This is a genomic window from Campylobacter sp. BCW_6873, from assembly GCF_001762365.1.
GTDB lineage: Bacteria > Campylobacterota > Campylobacteria > Campylobacterales > Campylobacteraceae > Campylobacter_D > Campylobacter_D jejuni.
The window spans coordinates 1-26,236 of sequence record NZ_MJWS01000049.1; the positions used below are offsets into that span (position 1 = coordinate 1).

Consider the following 26,236-nt stretch of genomic DNA (forward strand, 5'->3'; position numbering starts at 1 on the left):
TTAGTTTAATTAGTTTACTCTCCTACTTGTTAAAAATTTCATCCTGATAATTTTAAAATTATTGGGATGGATGTTTTTATTGTATTTATTTTTTTATTTTTGTTTTATTATTTAATTTTATAAAAATATAATTATCTTTTTATGCAACTTATAAGATAATATTAGATTTTAATGTAACTATCAAGGAAAAATATGTTTGATAAAATTCATTATTATTATTTTAATGCTAATTATGAAAAATGTTTAAACTTGAGTGAGCAATTTTTAAAAGAAAGTCCAAAATTTGCTTTAGAATTTGCTACGCTTTCTTCTTATAAACTTTCTCTTTTTCAAAAAGCTTTATATTATGCTCAAGAGCTTTTTTCTTTAAATCCTACAAGTTTTAATGGTCTTATGCTTGCTAAAAGCTATATTGAAAATTTAAGATTTGATGAAGCCTTGAATTTATTACAAACACTTTTAATTCGCAAAGATGATTTAGAGGATGAACTTAAGTTAGAATTGGCTTTTATTTATAAACTGAGCAATAAACTAGAAGAATCTGAACAAATTTTCAAAGAATTACTTTCTAAAGATATGTATAATCTTAATCTATGGAAAAATTATGCAGAAATTTATTTTAAACATGATTTTACGAAGGCATTAAATGCACATGAGCACTTGTGTCATTTTATGCAAGATTTGATTGATAAACTACAAAAAGGAATCATTGCTGAACAAACCAATCTTAATTTAGTCAAACTCGAAGATAGGCTTCATAGTAAAACCAAAGAAAATCTTACCATTTCTAAAATAGAAGATTTTTTAACTCATCAAATTTTACCCCAAAAAGCATACTTACTTTTTAAGCTTTTTAGAATATCTGATTCTTTAGAACTTTTTCAATCACTACAAGAAGCCAATCAACACCATGCACAGTTTTGGCAAAACTATGCTAAGGTCTTAGAATTTAACTCAAACTATCAAGAAGCTTATCATGCTTATAAAAAATGTCTTAGTTTGGATTCTCATGCAACCTATCAATTTGATTTGGCTTATCTTTTGATGCGTATGGGAGTGGATGATAATTTTGAAGAGGGTAAGAAATATTATGAAAGCAGATTATTTTATGCTCATAATGAAACTTTTTCTACTTATCATTATAATGAAAGCCTAAAAGCTTTTAATAAATTTGGCGTTGATGCTTTTAAAAATAAAGAAGTTTTAGTATTTTGCGAGCAAGGCTTTGGCGATACTATAATGTATGCAAGATGCTTAGAAAAACTTTGCAAAATCGCTTCAAAGGTTTTATTTGCTCCTCAAAGTGCCATGTATGAAATGTTTAAAAATCAAATCAAATTTTTAAATCAAAATAATGATATTTTTAAAAATGTAAAGGTTTTAAAAAATCTACCTACAAATTTTGATTATGCTATTCCTATTTGTTCTTTGCCTTTTTTTATTGATATTAAGCTTGATGAGATTTTACGATTAAAAACACCTATATTGCCACAGAAAAAACCGCATAATCAAAGAAAAAAACTTGGTATTTTTTATGCTACTCCTAATGCTGAAAATTCTGATTTATTAAGAAATGTAAAATTTGAATTTTTATTTGATGTATTAAAAGACTTAGATTATGAAATCATTTCTTTTCAAATGCAATTAAAAGAAGAATTACCTAAGGTAATAGAAGATAGAAGCAAGCTTATAAAAAATTGGAATGATACTCTAAATTATTTATATGATATTGACTGTATGCTTAGTATTGATAGTGCTATAGCGCATTTAAGTTTAGCTATGGATATTCCTACTATAGTTCTTTTACATCCTAGGTTTGATTGGCGTTGGGGAAAATTTGAAAATCCTAAAAGTTATTTTTGGCCAAAAGCAAAATGTTTTATCATAAAAGAACAAGAAGAAACAAAAAGGAATTTGCAAAAACTGATTAAAGATATTTTAAACTAAAGCTTAGTTTAAGAGCTTTAGGTGGAAAATTTGGTTTTTGATAACATCAGCTAGCATTTTTGGCATTTGGTTTATAATATCTTGATAATTTTGCTTTGCATCTTGACCTTTTAATGTCAAATTTAATTTTGCATTTTTTGCTGCAAGAATTTTTCCATTACTTGTAGAAATGATTTTAAAATTAATACTAGCCACACCTTCCTTACTCGTTGTGATAAAATAATTTGTAATATTTACATAAAAATCTTGCAAATTTACCACCACAACATAATCTGTAAATTTAGCATACATTTTAGCCTTGTCTTTTTCTTGTGTTAAAAAAGGACTTACATTTATAAGTTTTGCATCTTTAGGACTAAAATGTGACAAAGTTTTAGAACTTTGATAAATACCATTTGCAGCAGAATTAACCCAATTAAGCTTTAAACTTTGAATCAAATTTTTAGCAAATAATGTAGAAAACTCCTTATCACTCACCCTGAAACCATCTAAAAAATAACCGAAATTTTTCCTAAAAGTTAATACAATAGCAAAATCAATATCTTTATCTTTGGTGATTTGTGATTTTTTTTCAATCAAAGTAGAACTATCAAACAATGCTTTTTGTTGATTTAGATTTGGATTTGTAACATTTTGATTTAGATCTATTAGCTCAAAACTATCTGCGTTTTTTTCAATTTTAATAACTTTTTTCTGAGAAAAATTATTTGCCAAAAGATTAGAACTTAAAACTAAACTTAAAAACAAAATGAAACAATACCTCATCTTCATCCTTATAAACTATTTAAATATAAAATTATACTCTTTATTTTATAAAAAATCTTGTAAAAAATTCATAGATGAAACACAAATAAAAGGACTGGATTTATAATCTAAAGGGTTATATAAAATGTATTTTTTAGAAAAATCTCCCATAAATCCTCCATTTTGATTAATCAAAAAATCTCCTGCTACAATATCCCAAATATTAAGCTTTTCAAATCTTTTATAAACTCCTGCCTTAGCCTCTAAAATAGCACAAAATTTCAATCCAGAGCCTATATTAATAGCTTCTAATTGATGCTCTTTTGCAAAGTCTTCATCTTCTTTGCTAAGATGATTAACACTCAATAAGGCTTTATATTTATTTTTCTCGTATTCTTGCTGGTCAATTTGCAAAGGTTTATCGTTTTTATAAACCTTAGTTTTTGCATGAGCATAGAACATATCACCTTTTGATGGATTTTGTATAAGCGATAAAACAGGGCGATTGTCATGAACCAAACTTATCATAACGCAAAATTCATCACTGCCTTTTAAAAAACCACTTGTTCCATCAAGAGGATCAATAAGCCAAAAAGTTTTTAATTCTTCACATTCTTCTTTGCTGAGTAATTTTTCTTCTGATAAAATTTTAATATCCGTAGAACCTAAAATATCATTTAAAATTTTATTAGAAGCAAGATCTGCTGATGTAAGCGGGCTTTTATCTTCTTTTTCCCAAGTTTTGAAATTTTTTCTCTCTTCTAAAATAGCCTTAGAAGCTTGATTGCTAGCATTTATAGCAATTTCTAAAAATTTATCAAGATTAAGCATGATTATAAACTTTCTATAAGATTTTTAAAATTATACAAGAAGATTTTGTGGAATTTTTAATTTCCACAAAAAATTTTAATTAAATTTTACTAGTTTCACCCAAATAAAGTTGTCTTGGACGGACTATTTTAAGACTTTCTTGCTCTTTTTGTTCTATCCACTGAGCTATCCATCCTGGGGTGCGTCCTATAACAAATAAAGTAGCAAACATTTCATTTGGAATACCTAAGGCTTTTAAAATAAGTCCGCTATGAAAATCAACATTCGGATATAGCCCTCTTTGAACAAAATAATCATCGCTTAAAGCAATCTCTTCTATACGCGTTGCTACTTTAATAAGATTGGTATCAATATCCAACTCATCAATAAGTTGATCACGAAGTTTTTTAAGCACTTTTGCTCTGGGATCAAAATTTTTATAAACCCTATGCCCAAAGCCCATCAAACGGAAAGGATCGTTTTTATCCTTAGCCCTTTTGATGAATTCATCTACCCTATCAACACTACCTATTTGCTCAAGCATTCTAATAACACCTTCATTAGCTCCACCATGTGCATGACCCCAAAGTGCGCCAATACCTGCTGCTATACAGGCATAAGGATGAGCATGAGTTGAACCCACAGCACGAACCGTTGAAGTTGAAGCATTTTGCTCATGATCTGCATGAAGCATAAAAACTGTATCAAGTGCTTTTACCTCTATAGGTTTAAGCTCTACATGATCGTAAGGATAAGTTCTTAACATATATAAGAAATTTTCTGTAAAACCACGATCTAAATTTGGATAAGCCATAGGAAAGCCATGTTTATATCTATAAGCGGTGGCGACTATAGTAGGGATTTTAGCTACTATTCTAGCTGCCATTTCCATATATTCTTCTTTTACGTTCATATTTAAATGATCAGGATAAAAAGCACTAAGCGATGAAACAGCACCTTGTAAAACTGCCATAGGATGAGCATTATCAGGGAAAGAATCAAAAAGACGATGCATACCTTCATGGATAAAAGAACGCTTTTTCATTTCATAACGAAACGCTTCAAGACGCGTAGCATCAGGTAATTCTTTATAAAGTAAAAGATGAACCACATCTAAATAAAGTTTGTTTTCAGCAAGCCACTCTATAGGATAGCCACGGTGCATTAAAATTCCGTTTTCTCCATCAATATAAGTGATTTTTGATTTACAAGTAGCTGTAGAAGTTAAGCCCTCATCATAAGAAAACATTCCTGTTTGTTTATAAAAACTTGACATATCTACAACGCTTGGCCCAGTTGTACCATCATATATAGGAAATTCATAGCTTTTTCCATTTCTATTATCGGTTATAGTAACGGAATCTGACATTTTCGCTCCTTTTATTGTTACTTTTATTAATTCTAACAAAAAAGGACGATTATGAGTTTTTTTATTATTGAATTTTTAAGATTTTGTTTGCTTTTTTGAGTAAAAAAGTAACTTTCATTTTTTAGAATTAGAAAGAAATTTAATCATACTCATAACAATAATAGCCTCAAATAACGCTGTTAAAATAAGTGCTGAATAAAGCTTCTCATCAATAACCTTGCCCGAATAACCCAGAGTAGCTGTTGCTATAAGCAAGGTTAAAGGCATAGAATGACTAAGACCAAATAAAATCATATTTTTAAAACCAATTCTTTTTAAAAAAACACTTGCACATAAAATTCTTAAACCCACCATAACAAACATAAGTAAAAATGCTTGTAAAACGATTTTATAATCTAAAATCATTTTAAGATCAAAGGTTGAGCCTATATGGATAAAAAAAATAGGGATCAAAAACCCGTGTCCAAAAGTAGAAAGCTTGTGCTCAAGATCTTTTTTATGATCAAAAAAAGTAGCTATAAATGAACCTGCTATAAAAGAGCCAAGAACGATTTCAAGTTTTGTAATAACCATAGCAACAATAATCAGTATAAAAATGGCCATACAGAATCTTATATCTTTTTCATTTTTATCTTCCCATGGCATAAGCACAACTTTAAGCTGAGGATACCACCAAAAAAGCACACCAAGCATTTTAAATCCGAGCAAACAAAGTCCCAAAAAGATATTAAGATATAAAATACTTTGCGCTACATCAATAATACCTGTTCCTTCGCGCAAAAAAGCTCCCGCTATAGTCAAAAGCACAATAGAAATCACCTCAGCTAAAGTAGCTACTATCATAGCAATATTTAGCCAATAACACTCTTTTCCAAAATCCTTAAAAAGTAAAGATAAAAGCCCTACACTCATCACAGGTATAATGATAATAAATACTAAAGAAAGTCCAAAAATCCATACTATAAAAGAAGATAAAGCGTAAAGTAAAAAAATATAAAAAAAACTTTTTTTGACAACTTCTTTATCCATATTAAAAAAGGCTCTTAAATTTACCTCCATGCCCGCTATAAACATTAGATAATAAAAACCTACATTGGCTAAAAGTGCAAAATTTTCACTTTTTCCTATGAAACCAAAATACGCTATTATTGCCCCTAAAATAATTTCAGTAGCCGAAAGAGGCAAGCGTAAAATTTTTGCAATATGCGGAGAAAAAAGTAAGCATAAAGCTATAACAATAAGAATTTTTAGATCAATTAAACCTTGCGGATCAATGACACTCTGATGCAAAAGTAAATCCCATTTCTTTTAATTTTATTATATCTTGACTTGGTTCTTCACCTTTAGTGGTTAAATAATCCCCTATAACAATAGCCCCAGCACCTGCTTGAAAAATTTCATATTGTCTTTCTCGTAATACCACTTCACGCCCACCTGCTACCATTACCACGCTTTGCGGTAAAGCCTCTTTGGTATCACGCACGATTTTTAAAGCTTCATCAGCGCCAAGTCTTGGAACTTGTAGTTTTAAATTTTCATTTGCTATAAAAAAATTAATAGGCGTTGAAAAAGGCTGTAATTCTTGCAAAGATTTTCTAAAACTTAGCCTATCTTCTTCACTCTCACCCATACCATAGATTCCACCACAACAAAGCATAAGCCCTGCTTCTTTAGCGTTTAAATTGGTTTGAAATCTACTTTCCCAAGTATGCGTGGTGCAAATTTGTGGAAAAAATTCCTTAGAAGTTTCAAGATTGTGATTATAAGAAAAAATTCCTGCTTTTTTAAGTTCTTTGAGTTGCTCCACGCTTGCCATGCCATTACAGGCAATTAAAAGCAAGTTAGGCACTTCTTTTTGCACAGCCTTAGCAGCTTCGCAAACATACTCAAGCTTTTCATCATCAATCCCAAGTCCTGCTGTAACCAAACAAAAACCCAAGGCTTCATTTTTCTTTGCCATTTTTGCTTCTAAAACGATTTGTGAAAGTTCTTTACGACGATATTTTTGAATATCTGTTTTTACATGGGCACTTTGGGTACAGTATTTACAGTCTTCTGAACAATTTCCACTCGCTATATTTGAAATAGCACAAAGCATGATTTGCATTTTAATCCTTCATTTCTTTTTTAATTTTACACTTTAAACATTCTAAGAATGTACCTTTTTTAAGCTCTTTTATCACTAAAGTTTCGCCACACTCTTCGCATTTTTCTTCGCTTGGTTTGTATTTACTTATAAAATTGCATTTTGGATAAGCGCTACAGCCATAAAATTTACCGCGTTTTGAAAAGCGTTCTACGATTTCACCTTTTTGACAACTTGGACAAGTAATACCTGTACCATTAGCTTTAGCTTTTGCGGCAGTATTTTCGCTTTCATTTTTACTTTCACTTTTTAAATTTCTTGAATACTTACATTTTGGGAAATTTAAACACGCTACAAATTCTCCAAAACGCCCTTTTCTAATAGCAAGTTCCCCACCACAATCAGGACAACTTTCACCTAATTTTGTAACAGTTTTTTGACTGGCGATTTTTGTTTTTCCTTCTTCGATTTTTCTCATAAAAGGATAGTAAAATTCTTTTAAAGTTTCTTGCCAATCTGCCTTATCTTCTGCGATTTCATCTAAAGTGTTTTCAAGATTTGAAGTAAATTTACTATCCACTATATCGCTAAAATTTTTTTCAAGCACTTCGGTTACATTAAAAGCAACCTCACTAGGAATAAGTTGTTTTTTGTCTATTTTTACATAATCACGGCTTGTAAGTATAGAAATGGTTGGTGCATAAGTAGAAGGGCGACCTATGCCTAAACTTTCAAGTTTTTTTACAAGTCCTGCTTCTGAATACCTTGAAGGTGGTTCGGTAAAATGTGAGTTCATTTCTAAATTTTGTATTTTTAAATTTTCACCTATTTTAAAATTTGGTAAAATTTTATCCTTATCCATATCACCATAAACTTTATAATATCCATCGAAAAGGATTTTTCTACCGCTTATTTTAAAAACTGCTCTATCATTTTTTACAAATACATTTTGAGTTTGAGAGATAGCAGGATTCATCTGACAGGCTAAAAAGCGATTGTAAATAAGTGTGTAAAGTTTTAACTCATCTTTGTCTAAAAATTTGGCCGCAATTTCTGGAGTAAAACTTAAATTTGTAGGACGTATAGCTTCATGAGCTTCTTGAGCACCTTTAGCCTTTGTAGTATATACATTTGCTTGGCTTGGAAGATAATCTTGGCCAAAATTTGCTTGTATGAATTTTCTTGCATTTTCTATAGCTTCTTTGGCCAAATTTAAACTATCAGTTCTCATGTAGGTAATAACCCCCATCACGCCCTCGTGAGTATTTACTCCTTCATAGAGTTTTTGAGCTATCATCATGGTTTTTTTAGGGTTAAAACCAAGGCGATTGCTAGCACTTTGCTGTAAAGTTGAAGTCATAAAAGGAGGTGGTGGAGCGATTTTTCTTTCTTTGCTTTCAATGTCACTTATAGTATAAGCTTCATTTTTGCAAGCTTCCAGTACAAGTTTGGCACGATCTTTGTTGATAATGGTAAGTTTTTCTATCTTAGCTTTGTCAAACTCAACTAGTTCTGCATCCAAATCTTTTTGAAAAATCATATCTATGCTAAAATATTCCAGTGGTACAAAGGCACGAATTTCTTTTTCACGATCGACTATGATCTTTAAAGCCGCACTTTGAACACGCCCTGCGCTAAGTCCTCTTTGAATTTTTTGCCCCAATAAGGGGCTGAGTTTATATCCTACAATGCGATCTAAAAGGCGTCTAGTTTGTTGAGCATTTACAGAGTGCATATCTAATTTTCTTGGATTTTTTAAAGCATTTTCTATAGCGCTTTTGGTAATTTCGTGAAAAACAATGCGCGGCAAGGTATTTTCATCTTTGCCTATAGCTTTTGCAATATGATAAGCTATGGCTTCTCCTTCTCTATCCTCATCCGTTGCAAGATAGACTTCTTTGGCATCTTTGGCTTTGCTTTTAAGTTCTTTAACTAAGGCGCTATGATCACTTGTGATTCTATACTCTGGAATAAATTCATCATCTTCTATTTTAATCCCAAAGCTTGATTTAGGTAAATCTCTAATATGTCCTTTAGAAGCAATCACTTCATAATCTTTTCCCAAAAAATTTCCTATGGTTTTAGCTTTTGCAGGAGATTCTACTATGATTAAATTTTTCTTCATTTTACACCCTTGTTGAATAAAAAGCTGAATTTAGCTAAAATTATTTAAAATTCTACTTATAAAATATATTTTAAAAACAAAACTATCATAACAAAATAAATAAAATATAATTTTAAGTAATTTTAAATACAAATCATAATTTTTGGAGTATAATAAAATAAAAAAGGCAAAATTATGAATGGCAAAACTTATAAATTTCATCCAAATGATACAAAAATGGATAAAAAAATAATTCAAATTACCGAAAAATCCGGATTTAAAGCAGCTGTGTTTTCTATGGCCGCTATGACTATGCTAGGAAGTGTAGTCATTTCATCTGCTCTACCTGCTATCAACAGACATTTTGAAGAACTTTTAACCCAAAGTGGTGCTACTCTTGCTTCAAGTTTCACATTAGCTCATCTTGATATACTTGTTCGCTTAGTTTTAACCATTCCTGCTATTTTTGTTGTCATTTTATCTCCATTTGCTGGTATTTTAATGGATAAATTTGGCAAATTAAAATTCATTCTTCCGGCTATGGTGGTTTGGACTATTTCTGGGGTAAGTGGCTTTTTCTTAAATGATATTTACGCTATACTGACTTCAAGAGCTATTTTTGGTATGGCAACTGCTTTTATAATGACAGGCGCTTCGGCTTTACTTGGAGATTATTATAGTCGCGGTGGCTTTAATCGCAGAGAAAATGCTTTAAGTCTTCAAGGATTTTTTTGTGCGGTAGGGGGTGCTATTTTTATTTCTATTGCGGGATTTGTTTCAAGTTATTCTTGGCGTTATCCTTTTTTGGTGTATGGACTTGGAATTTTAATTACCTTAATGGCTATCATTTATCTTTTTGAACCTAGAAAATTTAAATTCTATAATCATACAAAAATAGAAGCAAAAACAAATTATTGGCAATTTTTCCCTATCTATTTTATAGGTTTTTTTATCATGGTAGTTTATTATATTTCGCCAACTCAACTTCCTTACTATATAGAAGAACATTTAAGATTGGACCCTAAATATATAGGTATTTCGATGTCTGTATCTGCACTATGTTATGGTTTTTTCTCTCTAAGCTATAGATATATTATAAAATTCTTAAGTATTAAAACTATCTATGTTTTAACTCTTTTTATCGTATCTTGTTCTTTTTTGCTGCTTTTTTTAGTAGATAGCTTTTTCACAGTTTTAATCGCCTTAGCTTTGCTTGGAATGGGCGGAGGTATTATGCTTGTAAATAATACGGCTTATCTTTTTTCAATCTGTCCCGAAAATGCTCGCGCTAGGGCTTATGGAATTTTAGCAAGTTGTATATTTTTAGGACAATTTTTAAGTCCTATTATCTCTCAACCTATCGTTAGGCAAATGGGTCTTGTAGATGCTTTTTTAATATGGTCAATAGTAATTTTTATAGTGTGCATTGTGTTTTTATTTTTAAAGCAAAAACCTAGGATAAATTAGCAAGAAAAATCTTGCTAATTTTATTTATTACAAACCTACTGCACTTAAAGTTTGGTATTTACTCATATAAATTTGAGCTTCAATTTTTCTCATTGTATCAAGCGCTACTTGAACTACAATAAGTACAGAAGTACCGCCAAAATGAAAAGGCACGCCCATAAATTTCACCAAAACCCAAGGCAAGGTTGCAACAAGCCCTAAATAAATAGAACCTGATAAAGTTAAACGAGAAGCCACTTCATTAAGATAATTTGAAGTTCCTTCACCTGGACGAATTCCAGGGATAAAACCGCCTTGTTTTTTCAAATTTTCTGCTATGTCTTTAGCGTTAAATACAATAGAAGCATAAAAATAAGCAAAGAAAATTACAAACAAGAAAGTTAAAACATGAAACAAATAACCATTTGGATTTAAAAAGTCATTAATGGCTTGTAGATAAGGATTTGTACTAGTTTGTAAAATCGTTGTTGGAAACATCAAAATCGCACTAGCAAAAATCGGTGGAATAACTCCACTAAGATTGAGTTTAATAGGAATATAATTCATAATGCGTTTGTTTTGATTTTGCATTACAACTTTACGAGAATAAGAAATAGGAATTCTTCTTTCTCCAAGTTCTACATAAATAATCACGCCTATAGTGATTAAAATCAAAGCAAAAATTGCAAAAGCGGTTAAGAAATTCATCTCACCTGAATTAATTTGTCCTACAGTTCCTGAAATCGCTCTTGGAATACCTGAAACAATACCTGCAAAAATGATTAAAGAAATACCATTTCCTATACCTCTTTGTGTGATTTGTTCGCCAAGCCACATTAAAAGCATAGTTCCAGCAAGCATAGAAATAGCACAAAGTGCGATAAACATATTTAAATCTTCTACCATTATAGCCCCTGCACCACCACGACCGTGCAAGCTTTGCAAACCTATAGCAACGCCTATACTTTGAACCAAAGTAATCACAATAGTCGCATAACGGATAATTTGCATATATTTTTGCATACTATCACGCTCTTTTTTCATCTTACCAATATTTGGAAAAGTTGCTGCAAGAAGCTCCATAATAATAGAAGCAGTAATATAAGGCATAATACCTAAAGAAATGATAGAAAAGCGTTCAGCCGCTCCACCACTAAAAACATTAAATAAACCCAAAGCATTGTTTTGATTGTTATTAAAAAATTCCGCAATCACATCAGCATTGACGCCAGGAACTGGCACATAAGCCAGAACCCTATAAGCAAATAAAAATGCTAAGGTGATTAAAATCTTATTCGTCAATGCTCTATTCATTATTTTGATCCGGTGACGCTAATATTCTCGTCTTTGATTTTTGATACTAAGTCTTTTGCACTTGCACCAATTAATTTGATTTTATTCACAGATTTTGAAATTTTGTGAACACTTTTAATGCTCTCAAATGTAATTTCACTAAGCTCTTTTACAGCTGTGATTTTTTCAACATTGATCACATAAGGTTTTTGAATTTTAGAAGTAAAACCTACTTTTGGTAGTCTTCTTTGAAGTGGTTGTTGACCCCCTTCAAAACCTCTTTTTTCATTATAACCTTTTCTAGCAGTTTGACCTTTACCCCCTTTAGTAGCAGTCTTACCCATGCCAGAACCTTGACCACGGCCAATTCTTTTAGTTTTATGCGTTGAACCCGCTGCTTTTGTTAAATTCATCTTCTTATCCTTTTAACATTGTTAAAGCTTTGATTGTAGCACGAACCACATTAGCTGAATTATTTGAACCCAAAGACTTAGTTAAGATGTCTTTAATACCTGCAAGTTCCACGATAGGGCGTGTAGAACCACCTGCGATAACTCCTGTACCTTCGCTAGCTGGTTTAAGTAAAATTCTACTTGCGTTGTATTTCACCTCTACATCGTGAGCGATAGTTGAGCCTTTAGTTTTAACTTCAACAATATTTTTAAACGCATCATCAACAGCTTTACGGATAGCATCTGGAACTTCCTTAGCCTTACCATAACCAACACCTACTAAACCTTTGCGGTTTCCAACGATAACTAAAGCAGTAAATCTAAATCTTCTACCACCTTTAACAACCTTAGTAACTCTGCCGATATCGACGATTACTTCTTCAAATTCTTCTCTATTATATTTTTCCATCGATTTATACCCCTTATAGCCTAATGCCATTTTCTCTTAAAGATTCAGCTAAAACTGCAATAACACCATGATATACATAACCATTTCTATCAAAAACAGCTTGTTCTATCTTTTTAGCTTTTAAAGTTTTAGCAAATTCAGCAGCGATTTTTTTAGCACCTTCTTTATTTGCTTTAACGCCAAGTTTGCGTCCATCAACTGCTGCTAAAGTTACAGCTTTTACATCATCAATCGCTTGGATATATAGAGTTCTGTTTGATTTAAATACAGAAATTCTTGGAAAATTTTCACAACCTGAAATTTTCGCTCTAATTCTTTTTTTTCTTTTGATTCTTAAAGTTAGTTTTCTTTTTAATACATTTGCTCTCATATTCTACCCTTACTTCTTAGATGTCTTACCAGCTTTGCGGATAATGCGTTCATCAGAATACTTAACGCCTTTTCCTTTATATGGCTCTGGTGGTCTAAATTCACGAATTTGAGCAGCAACTTGACCTACAACTTGTTTATCACTTCCTTTAACTATAATAGTATTTTTATCCACTACAATTTCAATTCCTTCTGGAATATCATAATTAATAGGATGAGAAAAACCAAGGCTTAGTTCTAAAACTTTACCTTTTAAAGCTACTTTATAACCAACTCCATTGATTTCAAGAGTTTTTGAAAAACCTTGAGTTAAACCTACAACGATATTGTAAGCTAAAGCTCTGTAAGTTCCCCAATAAGCTCTACTTTGTCTATCTTCACCTTTTGGAGAAAAAAGAATATTATTATCTTTAATCTCAACATTTACATTTGCTTTAGTATCAAGTTCTTTTGCCAAATTTCCTTTTTTAAATTTAAGCAAATTTCCTTCTAATTTTACTTCTACTCCTGCTGGAATAGCAATCGGTTGTTTACCTATACGAGACATATTTTTCCTTTTTATTTGTCTAGGATATTTCTACTTTTTTAAAAGAATGGATACCCAATGCCATAAAAAGCAGATTTTTTACCAAATAGTACATAAAATTTCGCCGCCAACACCTGCTTTATAAGCTTCATCATTAGCTAAAACGCCACGACTTGTGCTAACTACGATAGTACCATAACCATTTTTAAAACACTTGATTTCATCTTTACCTTTATAAACACGACGACCAGGCTTAGAAATTCTTTTAAGCTCATTGATAACACTCTTACCTTTTTCATCGTATTTTAAAACTACATTGATAAATTTCTTTTTATCTTCTTCAATAACATTAAAACTCTCAATATAGCCCTTAGCTTGAAAAATTCCAACTAAAGCTTCTACAACTTTAGAATGTAAAAGCTTAGTTGTTTCAAGCTTTCTCATTCCTGCATTTCTGATACGAGTGAGTGAATCTGAAATAATATCATTTATCATATTTTATCCTTACCAACTTGCTTTCTTAAGACCTGGAATCAAACCTTCATTGCCCATTTTTCTTAAGCAAACTCTGCAAATTCCAAAATCTCTATAAACCGAATGCGGACGCCCACAAATTTGGCATCTCGTATAAGCTCTAACCTTAAATTTAGACTTGCGTGCCGCTTTTGCAATCATTGATTTTTTAGCCATCTTACTTTCCTTTTGTAAATGGCACACCGATAAGTTCTAATAACTTTTGTGCCTGTTTGTCATTTTGTGCTGTTGTAACTATAGAAATATTCATACCATGAGTTCTTAAAATTTTATCATACTCCACTTCTGGGAACATCAACTGCTCATCAAGACCGAAGTTATAGTTTCCGCGTCCATCAAAACCATCTCTACTTAAACCTCTAAAGTCTTTCACCCTTGGCAAAGCAATAGAAATTAATTTATCAAGAAAAGCATACATATTTTCTTTTCTTAAAGTTACCATTACACCCACAGGAAAACCTTCGCGAACTTTAAATCCTGCAACTGATTTTTTAGCTTTAGTAATTACAGCTTTTTGTCCTGCAATTAAAGAAATAGTATCTGCAACATTTTGCAATACTTTTTGATCTTTAGCCAACTCACCAGCACCTACGCTGATAACTACTTTTTCGATCACAGGGATAAGCATAGGATTTTTAATATCAAATTCTTTAACCAATGCAGGTTTAATGCTTTGATTGTATTTTTCTTTTAATCTCATCATCGCTTACTCCTGAACTTTTGCCACATTGGAAATATCCATTGGCATTTCTTTATTGATAAAACCACCATTTGGGTTTTTCTCACTCGGCTTAATAGCTTTTTTAGCAATTTTACATCCTTCAACTACCACTTTAAGTGTTTTTGGATATACCGCTAAAACTTTACCTGTTTTACCTTTATCATCGCCTGTGATAACCTTAACGCTATCACCTTTTTTGATTTTTAATTTAACCGCCATTATAATACCTCCGGTGCTAGTGAAACGATTTTCATAAAGCCACCATATCTAACTTCTCTGCCCACTGGCCCAAAGATACGAGTTCCAATAGGCTCTCTTTTGTTGTCAAGAATAACCGCAGCATTTTCATCAAAACGAATCAAAGAACCATTATCTCTATGAATTTCTTTTTTAGTTCTAACGATAACCGCTTTTACCACTTGACCTTTTTTAACTTTTCCATTTGGTAAAGCTTTTTTAACAGATGCAACGATTACATCACCTACGGTAGCGTATCTTCTTTTGCTACCCCCTAAAACCTTGATACACATTAATTCTTTTGCACCGCTATTATCAGCAACTGCAAGTCTTGTAAAACTTTGAATCATTACTCAACTCCTGTAGCTAATACAGATTTTAAGCGAAATGATTTTCTTTTTGAAAGTGGTCTGCATTCTACCGCAACAACAGTATCACCCACTTTAACTTCATTTCTCTCATCATGAATTAGATATTTTTTAAAGCGTTTAACAATTTTTCTATATCTTGGATGAACCACTTTTCTTTCAACCAAAACACTTGCGGTTTTTTCACCAGCGATTTTAACAACAACGCCTTGAATTTCTCTTTTAAATGCCATTTTCTCTATCCTTATCTTAAAGCGCTAATTGCTGTATTTATTCTAGCAATGTCTTTTTTTACTTGGCTAATCTCTTTTGGATTAGTAAGTTGCATTGTTTTTAGCTTTTGTTTTAAAGTGAATAAAAGCACCTTTTTTTCTTTTAGCATTGTTGCAAGCTCAGCTGCTGTTTTATCTTTAATCTCAGTATATTTCATTTTGGCTCTCTCTTGTAACAAACTTAGTTTTAAATGGAAGTTTATGCATAGCTAAAGTCAATGCTTCTCTTGCCATTTCTTCGCTTACTCCTGCCATTTCATAAATGATACGGCCTGGCTTGATATTCATTACCCATTCCTCAACAGCACCTTTACCTTTACCCATACGAGTTTCTAAAGGTTTTTTTGTCAAAGGCTTATCTGGGAAAACTCTAATCCAAGTTTTTCCTTGTCTTTTAACGAAACGAGTTAAAGCAATACGCGCTGCTTCGATTTGGCGTGAGTTAATGCGTCCTGCTTCAGTTGCTTTTAATGCAAATTCACCAAAAGTAAATTCTGTTCCACGATTAGCATAACCTCTGTTACGCCCTTTCATCATTTTGCGATATTTAGTTCTTTTTGGCATTAACATGATTATTTACCCCTTCTTGTGCGTCTTGGCTTTTTAGCTGGAGCACTTTCTTCAGTTTTTTCAGGTTGCATACCTTTGTGTAATACCTCACCTTTAAAGATCCATACTTTAACCCCTATATTTCCATAAGTAGTTCTAGCTTCTGCAAAACCATAATCGATTTTTGCTCTTAAAGTATGAAGTGGAACGCGTCCTTCAAGATACCATTCTGTTCTTGCCATTTCAGCACCGCCTAAACGACCAGAAACTGAAACTTTAATCCCTTTAGCACCTGCTTTTTGCGCACCTTGAATTACTTTTTTCATTGCTCTTCTAAAAGCAATTCTTTTTTCAAGTTGAGTTGCAACACTTTCAGCAGCAAGTTGAGCTGAAGCTCCTGCTTTTCTTTCTTCTTTGATATTGATATTTACATCTTTACCGATTAAATCTTGCAATTCTTTTCTTAAATTATCAACATCACTACCTTTTTTACCGATGATGATACCTGGTCTTGCAGCAACTACAGTAACGCGAAGTTTTTTAGCAGTTCTTTCTACTAAAATTTGGCTAATTCCTGCGTAATAAAGTTTTCTTTTTAAGAAAGCTCTGATTTTGTAATCTTCACCGATATTTTCTACTAAATTTGCTTTAGTTGGAAACCATCTTGATTCCCAGTTTCTATTGATTCCTAGTCTTAGACCAATTGGATTAACTTTTTGTCCCATTAGCTTTCCTTTTTCGCTGTTGCTTTTTTAGTGCTTGTTGTTTTTTTAGCTGGAGCTTTTGTTGTAGTAGTTTTTTTAGCTACTGTTTTTTTCTCTTCAGCTTTCACTTCTGCTTTTGCCACTTCTACTAAAATATGTGAAGTTGGTTTTCTAATACGACTTGCACTTCCTCTAGCTCTTGGTCTAAATCTTTTCAACACCGCAGCTGCATCCACGCGACAACTTTTTACAATCACTTCGTTTGCTTCAAAGCCACCATTTGCTACTGCACTTGAAATTGCATTTGCGATATATTTTGCACCTTTATTTGGCATAAATTTTAAACTAGCCATAGCTAATTCTGCATTCATCCCCTGAACTTCCCTAGCAATCAATCTTGCTTTAGTTGGAGATAATCTTATGAATTTAATTAATGCTTTACTCATATCTTATCCCTTACTTACCAATTTTCTTTTGCACAGAGCCTTTATGCCCTTTAAATGTGCGTGTTGGAGCAAATTCACCAAGCTTATAACCGATATGATTTTCAGTAATATAAACTGGAATAAAGCTTTTACCATTATGAACATTAAATGTAAGTCCTATCATATCAGGAGTAATTGTGCTTCTTCTTGACCAAGTTTTAATTGGTTTATTATCATTAGCCTTTTTAGCAGCGATGACTTTTTTCATTACATGATCATCAACAAAAGGACCTTTTTTTAGTGATCTAGCCATCTTACTTTCCTTTTCTTCTTGAAATTATTAGCTTATCGCTAGCTTTTTTACGACGAGTTTTCGCACCTTTGGTTGGTTTACCCCATGGAGTTACTGGATGACGGCCTGAATTTTTCTTACCTTCACCCCCACCGTGCGGGTGATCTACTGGGTTCATAGCAGAACCACGAGTTTGTGGACGGATACCTCTATGGCGATTTCTACCTGCTTTACCGATAGTTACATTAGCCCATTCTTCATTTCCAACTTCGCCGATACTTGCCATACATTCAGCTAAAACTTGTCTCATTTCGCCACTTGCAAGTCTTAAGATAACATATTTTTCTTCTTTACCCATAAGTTGTGCATAAGCACCTGCAGAACGGATCATTTGACCGCCTTTGCCTGGCTTTAACTCAACATTATGAACAATAGTACCCACAGGAATGTTTTTAAGTTTCATTGCGTTACCTGGTTTAATATCAAGTCCGCTTTCAGCAGCTGCAACGATATCGCCAACGCTTAATCCACGTGGTTGAAGAATATATCTTTTTTCCCCATCTTTATAAGCAATCAAAGCAATTCTACAATTTCTATATGGATCATACTCGATTGCTTCTACTTTACCTTCTATACCGAATTTACGGCGTTTAAAATCAATAATTCTGTAAAGTTTTTTAGCACCCGCTTCTTTATGACGACTTGTAATTCTTCCATAGCTATTACGACCTGCGTGCACTGGAAGTTTAACAAGTAGTGAACGCACACTTGGTTTAGCTGTAATATCTTCAGAACTTAAACCTGTGATATATCTTCTACTTGGAGTATATGGTTTATAAGTTTTAATTGCCATCTTAAGCCTCCGTATTTTCTAAGCTAACACCTTCAGGTAGCTTAACATAGAATTTTTTGTAATCGTTTCTTTGACCTAAACGACCTCTAAAACGCTTAACTTTTCCATCCATTCTTAATGAATTGATGCTTTTTGGAGTTACACCAAAATACTCTTTTAAAACCGCTTTTAAGCCTGTTTTAGTCATCTTTGGTGAAGTTTGAATAACTACGACACCTTGCTCTTGCAAATTCAAACTTTTTTCTGTGTAAAGTATAGTCTTTATATCAGTAATATCTGCCATAATTATCCCTCTTTTGTAATAGATTCTAACGCTGATTTTTCTATGATAACAGCATTAAATACAGATACTAAATAAGCATTTACTTCAGTTACATCAACTACATAGCAATTTGCTAAATTTCTGTAAGCTAAAAGTGTTTTTTCATCTAGTAAATCTTTAACGATTAAAGCATCTTTGACGCCAAGTTTTTTAATCACAGCGTTTGCATCTTTTGTTTTGCCACTTTCAATAGCTAAAGAATCAGCAGCAAATAACGCACCTTTAGCTGCTTTATCTGCTAAAGCTCTTTCAAGCGCCAATCTTTTTTGTTTTTTATTTACTTTTTGAAAGTAGTTTCTTTCATTTGTTGGACCAAAAGCAACCGCGCCACCTACCCAAACGTTAGTTCTTGTTGAACCCGCTCTAGCACCGCCACGACCTTTTTGTCTCCAAGGTTTTTTACCACCACCACTTACATCACTTCTACCTTTAGCATGAGCTGTATTTGCTCTTAAACTTGCAAGGTAAGATTTCACATATAAGTAAAGATTGTGTGGATTTACTTCCGCATATTTTGAAGGCAAATCAAGTTCACCTGCTTTTTCTAACTTATCATTTAAAACAACTACTTTACTCATTTTGCAATCCTTATTTTACCCATAGCACCATTATAACCTGGTACTGCACCTTTAACTACTAAAATTTTGTTTTCAGCATCATAAGATACAACTTCGTTTTTAACGGTTACTTTAGTATTTCCATAGTGTCCTGCCATTTTCATACCTGGTTGAACACGACCTGGCCATTCTCTATTACCAATAGATCCGTGGCGTCTATGAAATCTCGAACCGTGACTTGCTGGACCCCCTGCAAAGTTATGTCTTTTCATAACACCGCTATAACCTCTACCTTTAGTGTTAAAGCTTACTTTTAAAATTTTTGCTTCATTTAATGGAGTTTCATCTAAATCTCCTGCTTTAGTATTTGCTACTTCTAAAGTCGCAAATCTATTGTATTCTGCAGAAAGATTATACTTTTTTTGTTGTCCTGCGACACATTTATTACTTGCTTTACCTTTTGGATATGCTACTAAAGCCTTTCCGCCTTCAACTTCACATACTTTTGCATTTACAACCCTTAGTAAAGTTACAGCGATACTTGGATTAGTAATTGTTCTGCTCATTCCGATTTTTTCTACAATATATTCCATATCTTATCCTTACTTACCCATAGCTCTTACTTCAACGCTTACTTCTGGCGCTAAATCAAGCTTAGTTAAAGAATCAACTGTATCTGGAGTCGCTGCTACTATATCTAGCATACGCGCGTGAATTCTTATCTCAAACTGCTCACGAGAATCTTTGTTAATGTGTGGAGATTTTAAAACTGTATAGCGTTTGATTTTAGTAGGCATTGGTATCGGACCTCTGATATCCGCACCTGTTCTTTTAACAGCTTCTACGATTGCTGCAACTGTTCTGTCTAGTACTCGATGGTCATAAGCTTTTAGCTTAAGCCTAATTCTTTCCATAATATTTCCTTTAAAAAGAACTCGTTAGTTAAAAACTAACCAATTTATAAAAATTGAAATGAGAGTATATAAAATCTTGTTTTCAAAGTCAAGGAATTTGATGAAATTTTTCTATTATTTTCCTTTTAAAAAGGATAAAAATAGAATTTTTAGAATTTAAAAATTATCATTATTTTTTAAATTTTTGTATATAATGATCAATATCTTATTTCATTAAATTTCAAAAAATCTCTTAATTTTTCATATTCGCCATTTTCTAAATAACGGTGTTTTCCCGCCTTTAACATACCAAGATCTAAAGCCCCAAAAGCAACACGCTTAAGATCCATAACCTCGAGATCAAAATGCCCAAAAAAGCGTCTAAGCTCTCTATTTTTACCTTCATTTATAACCACTCTAAGCTTAGTATAACCTCCACTTGATCCAAAAATTTCAAAGTCTATAAAAGGAGCAAAACTCATAGAGGTAATTTTAGTTTTTGCATGTGCGCCTTTTTTTTCATTTTTAATCTCAAGTCCATTTTGCATGGCTTCGATGACTTGTTTGCTCACCGTACCTTTAACTTTAAGGTAGTATTCTCTTTCTAAATCGCTATGCATTAAAGCATCGGCAATCACAGGAGAATCTGTAAGCAAAAGCAAGCCTTCACTTGCATAATCCAGCCTTCCTACGCTAAGCCAAGTGCTAAATTGTCTTGGCAAGGTATCGTATATAGTTTTTCTTCCACGATCGTCTTTTTTACCAACAATTTCACCTTTTTGTTTATGGTAGATTATCACGCTAAATTGCGTTCTTTTTTGCACTCTTTTACCCTTAACAAAGACTTTATCATCAAATTTAACCTCATCGCTTAAAAGGGCAATTTTGTTGTTTATTTTTATTAAGCCTTGTTTGATAAGTTCATCAGCTTCACGGCGTGAATAGCGGGTGTTATGGGATATAAATTTATTAATTCTCATTTGATCTTCCTTAAAAAGGGCGTTTTTGCCCTTTTTTTACATTACAAAAATAGTTGGAACTATGGTTGGGTATTTTTTAATCTTTCTAAAGATATGCTTTCTTAAAACTTGGCGGATTTGATTTTCTAAAAATCTTGGATCATTGAGTACTTCATCTTTAACATTGATGAAAAATTGTCCTAAAACTTCAGCCATATCTTTGCTAAAAGCATGATCGTGTTTGTCAGCTACTAGCCCATAGCTAAATACTCTTGGTTTGTTGATCAGTGTTTTTGTAGCTTTGTCAATTTGTGCGATAATAACCACTATACCACTATCTGCAAGTTTTTGGCGATCTATAACTACATCATCGGCGATTTGTTTGTTGATTTGATTATCCACAAAAACTTTACCTGTTTTTACGGTTTTTATGCGTTTGACATATTTTTGGCAAAGTTCTACTTGATCACCATCACTCATAAGATAGATATTTCTTTCAGGAATACCGCATTTCATCGCTGTTTCTTTATGTTTGGTGATATGGTTGTATTCCCCATGAACCGGTAAGAAAAATTTAGGTTTAGTAAGGGTTAGCATAAGTTTTTGCTCTTCTATACTAGCGTGTCCGCTTACATGAATTTCGCTAAATTCTTGATACGCTACTTTAGCTCCTGCTTTTAAAAGATAGTCAAGTACTGCAGAAACACTTGCTTCATTTCCTGGTATAGCTTTAGCTGAAATGATTACTTGATCCGTAGGCTTAATCTTTATAAATTTATGCTCATCAGTTGCCATTCTATAAAGCGCACTCATAGTTTCGCCTTGACTTCCTGTAGTTACGATAAGCACTTCATTGTCTTTATATTTGCTTACTTCATCAGCATCGATGAAAATTTTTCTATCAAGTTTGATATAGCCTAATTCCATAGTGGTATAAAGATTTCTTTCCATAGAACGACCGATAACACAAACTTTTCTGCCGTATTTTAAACCATAAGTGATAGCTTGATAAACACGGTGGATATTAGAGCTAAAAGTACTCATGATCACCCTACCCTTAGTACGCGCAAAAATTTGATCAAAAGTTGGCCCTACAGAGCTTTCACTTTTTGTATAACCTTCTTTATAAGAATTTGTACTATCACTTAAAAGACATAAAACTCCTTCTTCTCCATAATGTGCTAAACGTCCTAAGTCTGTTGGATAGCCATCGATTGGGGTTTGATCGATTTTAAAATCACCTGTATGAATAATAGTTCCTGCTTTTGTTTTAATCGCAAGCGCTGAAGCATCAATGATAGAGTGCGTGATATGAATCCATTCTATATCAAATTCACCTATCTCATAAACTTTGCGTTTTTCTACAGGACGAAACCATTTGCGTTCTGCTTTTAAGCCATGTTCTTCAAATTTGTTTGAAATCATTCCTAAAGCCAAAGGTGTAGCGTAGATAGGAAATTGAAATTCTTTAAAGAAATAAGGCACCGCACCGATATGATCTTCGTGTGCATGGGTAATCACTATACCACGAATTTTATCTTTAATTTTTCTTACATAATCAAAATCAGGGATGATAATATCTACCCCATGCATAGTTCCATCAGGAAAACTCATGCCTATATCTATTATGATTGCATCTTTATTGGTTTCAAAAACGCTAATATTTCCACCGATTTCTCCTAAGCCTCCTAAAGGAGTAATGCGGATTTTATATTCGCTAGAATTATTATATTTTAAAGGGTGTAAGCGGTTTTCATGTGAAACACGGTTAGCTTCTATACATTCTGCAAGAGCGATTTGCCAATCTTCATTGCCTGTGAGTTTTGAAGGAAGATTGCGATTTTTCTTCTTTTTTTTCTCAGTTTTATTTTCTGAGTTTTCAGAATTTTCCTTGTTAGAAATTTGATCGATTTTTGGAGTATCGTTTTCATTTTGCAAAGAATCAGCTAATTTTTTTCTACGATTTTTATATTTATAGCGTTTATTGTTTTTTGAATTTGAGTTCGGATTTTGTTCGTTTTTATTTATCTCTTTGTTTTCGTCCATATTCATCCTTTAATTTGTCATAAATTTTAAGGTATGAATTAACGCAAATTTCATGTGGTCTGATGTTTTCTTTTAAGCCAAGAGCACTTAAAACTTCTAAAACTTTTACTTTATATGTTTTTAAATTTCCTAAGAGTTGTTTTCTAGGAGCTTTAAAACAGTCTTTTAGAAAATTTTTGAAATTTTCTATTTCGCAAAGTTCATCAAAATCCTTAGTTTTAATCAAACTCATCACCGCTGACATAACTTTTGGCGGCGGATTAAAACATTGTGGATCAACATCAAAAAGCATTTTTCTTTCGCAAATCATTGCACTTAAAACGCCCAAGGAAGAAAACTCACTATTTCCTTCTTTAGCGCAGAATTTTTCAGCCATTTCTTTTTGCACCATTACAATAAGCCCTAGACAATTTTTATCTTCTAAAGCTTTTAATATAATGTGACTTGCAACATAATAAGGCAAATTTGCAACCAAAAAATATGGTTTTTCATCAAGACTAGGATTAAAAGCTTCGCTTGCGTCTTGATGGATCAAGTTAAATTTTCCACATTCAAGTTCTTTTTGAAATTTCTTTTTTAAAATAGGTATGAGATCATTATCGATTTCATAAGCTTTTACTTGAGAAATTTTTAAAAGTTCTTGCGTTAAATCACCTAAGCCAGGCCCAATCTCAATGATATTGTTCATCTCTTTGGGTATGGCTTGGATGATTTTTGCTAATACGCTTTTATCGATTAAAAAATTTTGTCCGTATTGTTTTTTTGCTTTAACCATAAGAAATAATTTTATCTAAAAATTCTTAATTAAGTCTTTTTAGGTAGAATTATTTTTTGTAAAATTTCATAAGGATCAAAATGATTGTTTGTGCGGGTGGAAATGAAAATTTTTCTTTTGCAAAAGCTATAGGCATAGGTTTGGTTGAATCAGCTTTTCATTTGAGTCAACTTTGCTTCAAAGAAAAACCATCAAAACTTATATTTATAGGAACTTGTGGGCTTTATGATAAGGGGGAAATTTTAGAAATTTATAGAAGTTCACATGCTTTTAATGTAGAATTTTCTAAAATTTCACATGCTTTTTATACTCCTGCAAAATATGAAATTTGCTTAGAAAAAGAAAATGTTTCTCGTGAAACAATCAAGATCAATTCTTCAAATTATATTTGTCAAAATTCAAAAGCAGCAAAAGAATTTTCGAAATTAGGTTTTTTTGCAGAAAATATGGAAGCCTTTTCTGTTTTGAGCGTAGCTAAAAATTTAAATATTGATGCAGAGTGTATTTTGTGTACAACAAATTTTTGTAATGAAAACGCTCACGAAGATTTTATAAAAAATCATCAAAAGGCAAAAGAAAAATTAGAAGAATACTTAAAAAAATATCATTATATTTAAAAATTCAAAAAGGAAAATAATTTTGAAAGAGCTTGTTAATATTTTAGATTTTTTACCTGAAGAATTAGGAGAAAAAATCAAACCGATGTTTCGCGTGAAACAAATTTATCAATGGATTTATCAAAAATACGCCAATAATTTTTCCGATATGTCAAGTTTACCAAAAGATCTACGTTTAGAACTTGCACAAAATTTTCATTTCTCTCCTGTAAAATGCGTTAAAAATGAGCAAAGTAAAGATGGAAGTATAAAATATCTTTTTGAACTCATCGATGGTTTAAGAGTAGAAAGTGTGCTTTTGCCTATGAAAGAAGAAAAAATAGATGCGGAAGGCAAAAGAATTTCTCATGCAAGATACACTATCTGTGTTTCTTCTCAAGTAGGTTGTAAAAGTGGATGTAGTTTTTGTCTTACTGCCAAGGGTGGTTTGAAAAGAAATTTAAGTGCAGGGGAGATAGTCGGACAAATTTTATGGATCAAAAAACAAAATAATATCCCTTATGAACGGTGTGTAAATATAGTATATATGGGTATGGGTGAGCCTTTGGATAATCTTAAAAATGTTTCTAAAGCGGTAAAAATTTTAGCACAAAATGAGGGGCTTGCCATAAGTCCCCGCCGTCAAACCATCAGCACTAGCGGTTTAGCAAAACAAATCAAAGAATTAGGTCAAATGAATTTAGGTGCTTTACTTGCTATATCGTTGCATGCGGTTAATGATGAACTTCGAACTGAGCTTATGCCTATCAATAAAGCTTATAATATCGCTGCAATTATGGATGCGGTGCGTGAATTTCCTATAAATCAAAGAAAAAGGGTAATGTTTGAATATCTTTTAATTGATGGTATCAATGATAAGCTTGAACACGCTAAAGAATTAGTCAAGCTTTTAAATGGCATTAAAGCCAAAGTGAATTTAATACTTTTTAATCCACATGAAGGAAGTTTATATAAACGCCCTAGTTTAGAAAATGCGATTAAATTTCAAGATTTACTCAGTAGCAAAGGTGTAACTTGCACTATAAGAGAAAGTAAAGGGCTTGATATCTCAGCTGCTTGTGGACAGCTTAAAGAAAGGGCAAAAGAACAATGACAATGCTAGATATTTTCGAAATCGTTTTTATAACAGCTGTTGTAATTATAGGTTTTGGTGGAATTGTTTTTGTAGTAACAAAAGAAAAAAAATAATTATTACATTTAATGGTGTCAAGGGGGAGACTTGAACTCCCGACCTCCGGCTTATGAGACCAGCGCTCTAACCAGCTGAGCTACCCTGACTAAAAATAAAAATATAATTATACTACTTTTTACTAAAAATTTTCTGATTTTTTAAAAAAATAATTTTATTTTCAATATTTAAAAAATTTCTTTATTTTTAAAGCTTTTATAGATATAATGAAAGCTTTATTTCATAGACAGGTGTCCGAGCGGTTGAAGGAGCACGCCTGGAACGCGTGTAAAGTGCAAGCTTTCGAGGGTTCGAATCCCTTCCTGTCTGCCATTCTTATTTTTAATATTTAAAAATTATTGTTTTGTCAAAAGTTATTTTATTGTTTA

General features: G+C 32.3%; 35 protein-coding genes and 2 tRNA genes. 6 read left to right on the plus strand and 31 right to left on the minus strand.

The genetic code is table 11. The features are described from left to right. Positions 1 to 192: 192 nt before the first annotated feature. On the plus strand, positions 193 to 1,947 hold the full coding sequence (locus AJ932_RS02410) for a hypothetical protein (RefSeq protein WP_070278379.1): 1,755 nt from the start codon (positions 193 to 195) through the stop codon (positions 1,945 to 1,947). A gap of 3 nt (positions 1,948 to 1,950) precedes the next feature. On the opposite strand, the gene AJ932_RS02415 is transcribed toward AJ932_RS02410, so the two are convergent. The 6 genes from AJ932_RS02415 to topA all read right to left on the minus strand — a co-directional run bounded on the left by AJ932_RS02415 (position 1,951) and on the right by topA (position 9,081). Beyond that, the gene (locus AJ932_RS02415; protein ID WP_074469934.1) at positions 1,951 to 2,718 is read right to left on the minus strand and encodes a hypothetical protein; all 768 of its coding nucleotides are present in this window, start codon (positions 2,716 to 2,718) and stop codon (positions 1,951 to 1,953) included. A gap of 39 nt (positions 2,719 to 2,757) precedes the next feature. Continuing rightward, entirely contained in the window at positions 2,758 to 3,522 is a 765-nt protein-coding gene (locus tag AJ932_RS02420) for a 3'(2'),5'-bisphosphate nucleotidase CysQ (RefSeq protein ID WP_070278383.1), read from the minus strand. Positions 3,523 to 3,601: 79 nt separating this feature from the next. Next, positions 3,602 to 4,870 (minus strand): citrate synthase, encoded by a 1,269-nt coding sequence (locus AJ932_RS02425; protein ID WP_044778608.1) that lies wholly within the window; start codon positions 4,868 to 4,870, stop codon positions 3,602 to 3,604. 114 nt (positions 4,871 to 4,984) lie between these two features. After that, positions 4,985 to 6,160: a cation:proton antiporter gene (locus tag AJ932_RS02430; RefSeq protein WP_060816449.1), complete on the minus strand. Its 1,176-nt coding sequence runs from the start codon at positions 6,158 to 6,160 to the stop codon at positions 4,985 to 4,987. Next, positions 6,141 to 6,977 carry a biotin synthase gene (locus AJ932_RS02435; protein ID WP_070210588.1) on the minus strand — a complete coding sequence of 279 codons (837 nt, stop codon included), beginning with the start codon at positions 6,975 to 6,977 and terminating at the stop codon, positions 6,141 to 6,143. The genes AJ932_RS02430 and AJ932_RS02435 overlap by 20 nt, the downstream gene beginning before the upstream one ends. Before the next feature lies 1 nt (position 6,978). After that, a complete protein-coding gene (gene topA, locus AJ932_RS02440) occupies positions 6,979 to 9,081 on the minus strand; it encodes a type I DNA topoisomerase (protein WP_070209939.1) in 2,103 nt (700 codons plus the stop codon). A 174-nt stretch (positions 9,082 to 9,255) separates the two neighbouring features. On the opposite strand from topA, the gene AJ932_RS02445 reads away from it, so the two are divergent. Beyond that, complete coding sequence (locus tag AJ932_RS02445) at positions 9,256 to 10,527, plus strand: MFS transporter (RefSeq protein ID WP_070210590.1); 1,272 nt, start codon at positions 9,256 to 9,258, stop codon at positions 10,525 to 10,527. Between the two features lie 27 nt (positions 10,528 to 10,554). Here AJ932_RS02445 and secY read toward each other — a convergent pair whose 3' ends face one another. The 24 genes from secY to rsmA all read right to left on the minus strand — a co-directional run bounded on the left by secY (position 10,555) and on the right by rsmA (position 24,062). Beyond that, positions 10,555 to 11,820, minus strand: coding sequence for a preprotein translocase subunit SecY (gene secY, locus AJ932_RS02450; protein WP_002860827.1), 1,266 nt, complete (start codon positions 11,818 to 11,820; stop codon positions 10,555 to 10,557). Beyond that, positions 11,820 to 12,212: a 50S ribosomal protein L15 gene (gene rplO / locus AJ932_RS02455; protein ID WP_002851292.1), complete on the minus strand. Its 393-nt coding sequence runs from the start codon at positions 12,210 to 12,212 to the stop codon at positions 11,820 to 11,822. Before rplO ends, secY begins: the two co-directional genes overlap by 1 nt. Positions 12,213 to 12,216: 4 nt before the next feature. Then, a complete protein-coding gene (gene rpsE, locus AJ932_RS02460; protein ID WP_002779428.1) occupies positions 12,217 to 12,660 on the minus strand; it encodes a 30S ribosomal protein S5 in 444 nt (147 codons plus the stop codon). A gap of 13 nt (positions 12,661 to 12,673) precedes the next feature. Beyond that, the gene (rplR, locus tag AJ932_RS02465) at positions 12,674 to 13,030 is read right to left on the minus strand and encodes a 50S ribosomal protein L18 (protein WP_011990975.1); all 357 of its coding nucleotides are present in this window, start codon (positions 13,028 to 13,030) and stop codon (positions 12,674 to 12,676) included. 9 nt (positions 13,031 to 13,039) lie between these two features. After that, positions 13,040 to 13,576: a 50S ribosomal protein L6 gene (rplF, locus tag AJ932_RS02470; protein ID WP_070278385.1), complete on the minus strand. Its 537-nt coding sequence runs from the start codon at positions 13,574 to 13,576 to the stop codon at positions 13,040 to 13,042. Positions 13,577 to 13,654: 78 nt separating this feature from the next. Beyond that, the gene (gene rpsH, locus AJ932_RS02475) at positions 13,655 to 14,050 is read right to left on the minus strand and encodes a 30S ribosomal protein S8 (protein ID WP_070278387.1); all 396 of its coding nucleotides are present in this window, start codon (positions 14,048 to 14,050) and stop codon (positions 13,655 to 13,657) included. A 9-nt stretch (positions 14,051 to 14,059) separates the two neighbouring features. Continuing rightward, entirely contained in the window at positions 14,060 to 14,245 is a 186-nt protein-coding gene (locus tag AJ932_RS02480) for a type Z 30S ribosomal protein S14 (protein ID WP_070278389.1), read from the minus strand. 1 nt (position 14,246) lies between these two features. Beyond that, positions 14,247 to 14,792, minus strand: a complete 546-nt coding sequence (gene rplE / locus AJ932_RS02485; protein WP_002851453.1) for a 50S ribosomal protein L5 — start codon at positions 14,790 to 14,792, stop codon at positions 14,247 to 14,249. A 3-nt stretch (positions 14,793 to 14,795) separates the two neighbouring features. Further along, positions 14,796 to 15,029 (minus strand): 50S ribosomal protein L24, encoded by a 234-nt coding sequence (gene rplX / locus AJ932_RS02490; RefSeq protein ID WP_002779437.1) that lies wholly within the window; start codon positions 15,027 to 15,029, stop codon positions 14,796 to 14,798. Beyond that, a complete protein-coding gene (gene rplN, locus AJ932_RS02495) occupies positions 15,029 to 15,397 on the minus strand; it encodes a 50S ribosomal protein L14 (protein ID WP_002779438.1) in 369 nt (122 codons plus the stop codon). The genes rplX and rplN overlap by 1 nt, the downstream gene beginning before the upstream one ends. Then, the gene (gene rpsQ, locus AJ932_RS02500; RefSeq protein ID WP_002851549.1) at positions 15,397 to 15,648 is read right to left on the minus strand and encodes a 30S ribosomal protein S17; all 252 of its coding nucleotides are present in this window, start codon (positions 15,646 to 15,648) and stop codon (positions 15,397 to 15,399) included. Before rpsQ ends, rplN begins: the two co-directional genes overlap by 1 nt. An 11-nt stretch (positions 15,649 to 15,659) precedes the next feature. Further along, the gene (gene rpmC, locus AJ932_RS02505; protein WP_070278391.1) at positions 15,660 to 15,845 is read right to left on the minus strand and encodes a 50S ribosomal protein L29; all 186 of its coding nucleotides are present in this window, start codon (positions 15,843 to 15,845) and stop codon (positions 15,660 to 15,662) included. Continuing rightward, positions 15,832 to 16,257: a 50S ribosomal protein L16 gene (gene rplP / locus AJ932_RS02510; RefSeq protein WP_002779441.1), complete on the minus strand. Its 426-nt coding sequence runs from the start codon at positions 16,255 to 16,257 to the stop codon at positions 15,832 to 15,834. The genes rpmC and rplP overlap by 14 nt, the downstream gene beginning before the upstream one ends. Before the next feature lie 2 nt (positions 16,258 to 16,259). Beyond that, on the minus strand, positions 16,260 to 16,961 hold the full coding sequence (gene rpsC / locus AJ932_RS02515; protein ID WP_002851138.1) for a 30S ribosomal protein S3: 702 nt from the start codon (positions 16,959 to 16,961) through the stop codon (positions 16,260 to 16,262). Beyond that, positions 16,961 to 17,386, minus strand: a complete 426-nt coding sequence (gene rplV, locus AJ932_RS02520; RefSeq protein WP_002860832.1) for a 50S ribosomal protein L22 — start codon at positions 17,384 to 17,386, stop codon at positions 16,961 to 16,963. Before rplV ends, rpsC begins: the two co-directional genes overlap by 1 nt. A 10-nt stretch (positions 17,387 to 17,396) precedes the next feature. Then, complete coding sequence (rpsS, locus tag AJ932_RS02525) at positions 17,397 to 17,678, minus strand: 30S ribosomal protein S19 (protein ID WP_002851509.1); 282 nt, start codon at positions 17,676 to 17,678, stop codon at positions 17,397 to 17,399. Between the two features lies 1 nt (position 17,679). Further along, positions 17,680 to 18,510 (minus strand): 50S ribosomal protein L2, encoded by an 831-nt coding sequence (rplB, locus tag AJ932_RS02530; RefSeq protein ID WP_002869292.1) that lies wholly within the window; start codon positions 18,508 to 18,510, stop codon positions 17,680 to 17,682. Position 18,511: 1 nt separating this feature from the next. Next, positions 18,512 to 18,793 carry a 50S ribosomal protein L23 gene (locus AJ932_RS02535; RefSeq protein ID WP_002856384.1) on the minus strand — a complete coding sequence of 94 codons (282 nt, stop codon included), beginning with the start codon at positions 18,791 to 18,793 and terminating at the stop codon, positions 18,512 to 18,514. A gap of 2 nt (positions 18,794 to 18,795) precedes the next feature. After that, on the minus strand, positions 18,796 to 19,410 hold the full coding sequence (rplD, locus tag AJ932_RS02540) for a 50S ribosomal protein L4 (protein ID WP_070278393.1): 615 nt from the start codon (positions 19,408 to 19,410) through the stop codon (positions 18,796 to 18,798). Then, the gene (gene rplC / locus AJ932_RS02545; RefSeq protein ID WP_057032998.1) at positions 19,407 to 19,982 is read right to left on the minus strand and encodes a 50S ribosomal protein L3; all 576 of its coding nucleotides are present in this window, start codon (positions 19,980 to 19,982) and stop codon (positions 19,407 to 19,409) included. Before rplC ends, rplD begins: the two co-directional genes overlap by 4 nt. A 9-nt stretch (positions 19,983 to 19,991) precedes the next feature. Next, positions 19,992 to 20,303 (minus strand): 30S ribosomal protein S10, encoded by a 312-nt coding sequence (gene rpsJ, locus AJ932_RS02550; protein WP_002779353.1) that lies wholly within the window; start codon positions 20,301 to 20,303, stop codon positions 19,992 to 19,994. Positions 20,304 to 20,500: 197 nt separating this feature from the next. Continuing rightward, positions 20,501 to 21,262 (minus strand): pseudouridine synthase, encoded by a 762-nt coding sequence (locus tag AJ932_RS02555; RefSeq protein ID WP_070278395.1) that lies wholly within the window; start codon positions 21,260 to 21,262, stop codon positions 20,501 to 20,503. Between the two features lie 36 nt (positions 21,263 to 21,298). After that, positions 21,299 to 23,293: a ribonuclease J gene (locus AJ932_RS02560; RefSeq protein ID WP_083261774.1), complete on the minus strand. Its 1,995-nt coding sequence runs from the start codon at positions 23,291 to 23,293 to the stop codon at positions 21,299 to 21,301. Beyond that, positions 23,262 to 24,062, minus strand: coding sequence for a 16S rRNA (adenine(1518)-N(6)/adenine(1519)-N(6))-dimethyltransferase RsmA (gene rsmA / locus AJ932_RS02565; RefSeq protein WP_070233459.1), 801 nt, complete (start codon positions 24,060 to 24,062; stop codon positions 23,262 to 23,264). Before rsmA ends, AJ932_RS02560 begins: the two co-directional genes overlap by 32 nt. 80 nt (positions 24,063 to 24,142) lie before the next feature. Between rsmA and AJ932_RS02570 the strand changes: the two genes are divergently transcribed. From AJ932_RS02570 to AJ932_RS02580, 3 genes are read left to right on the plus strand one after another with little or no spacing between them, the layout of a single operon-like run. Beyond that, positions 24,143 to 24,679, plus strand: coding sequence for a purine-nucleoside phosphorylase (locus tag AJ932_RS02570; RefSeq protein WP_070278397.1), 537 nt, complete (start codon positions 24,143 to 24,145; stop codon positions 24,677 to 24,679). Positions 24,680 to 24,701: 22 nt separating this feature from the next. Then, on the plus strand, positions 24,702 to 25,772 hold the full coding sequence (rlmN, locus tag AJ932_RS02575; protein ID WP_070278399.1) for a 23S rRNA (adenine(2503)-C(2))-methyltransferase RlmN: 1,071 nt from the start codon (positions 24,702 to 24,704) through the stop codon (positions 25,770 to 25,772). Beyond that, complete coding sequence (locus AJ932_RS02580; protein ID WP_002869298.1) at positions 25,769 to 25,867, plus strand: hypothetical protein; 99 nt, start codon at positions 25,769 to 25,771, stop codon at positions 25,865 to 25,867. The genes rlmN and AJ932_RS02580 overlap by 4 nt, the downstream gene beginning before the upstream one ends. A 13-nt stretch (positions 25,868 to 25,880) precedes the next feature. On the opposite strand, the gene AJ932_RS02585 is transcribed toward AJ932_RS02580, so the two are convergent. Further along, positions 25,881 to 25,957 (minus strand) — tRNA-Met (locus tag AJ932_RS02585). 135 nt (positions 25,958 to 26,092) lie between these two features. Here AJ932_RS02585 and AJ932_RS02590 point away from each other — a divergent pair. Further along, a tRNA-Ser gene (locus tag AJ932_RS02590) sits at positions 26,093 to 26,180 on the plus strand. Positions 26,181 to 26,236: the final 56 nt, after the last annotated feature.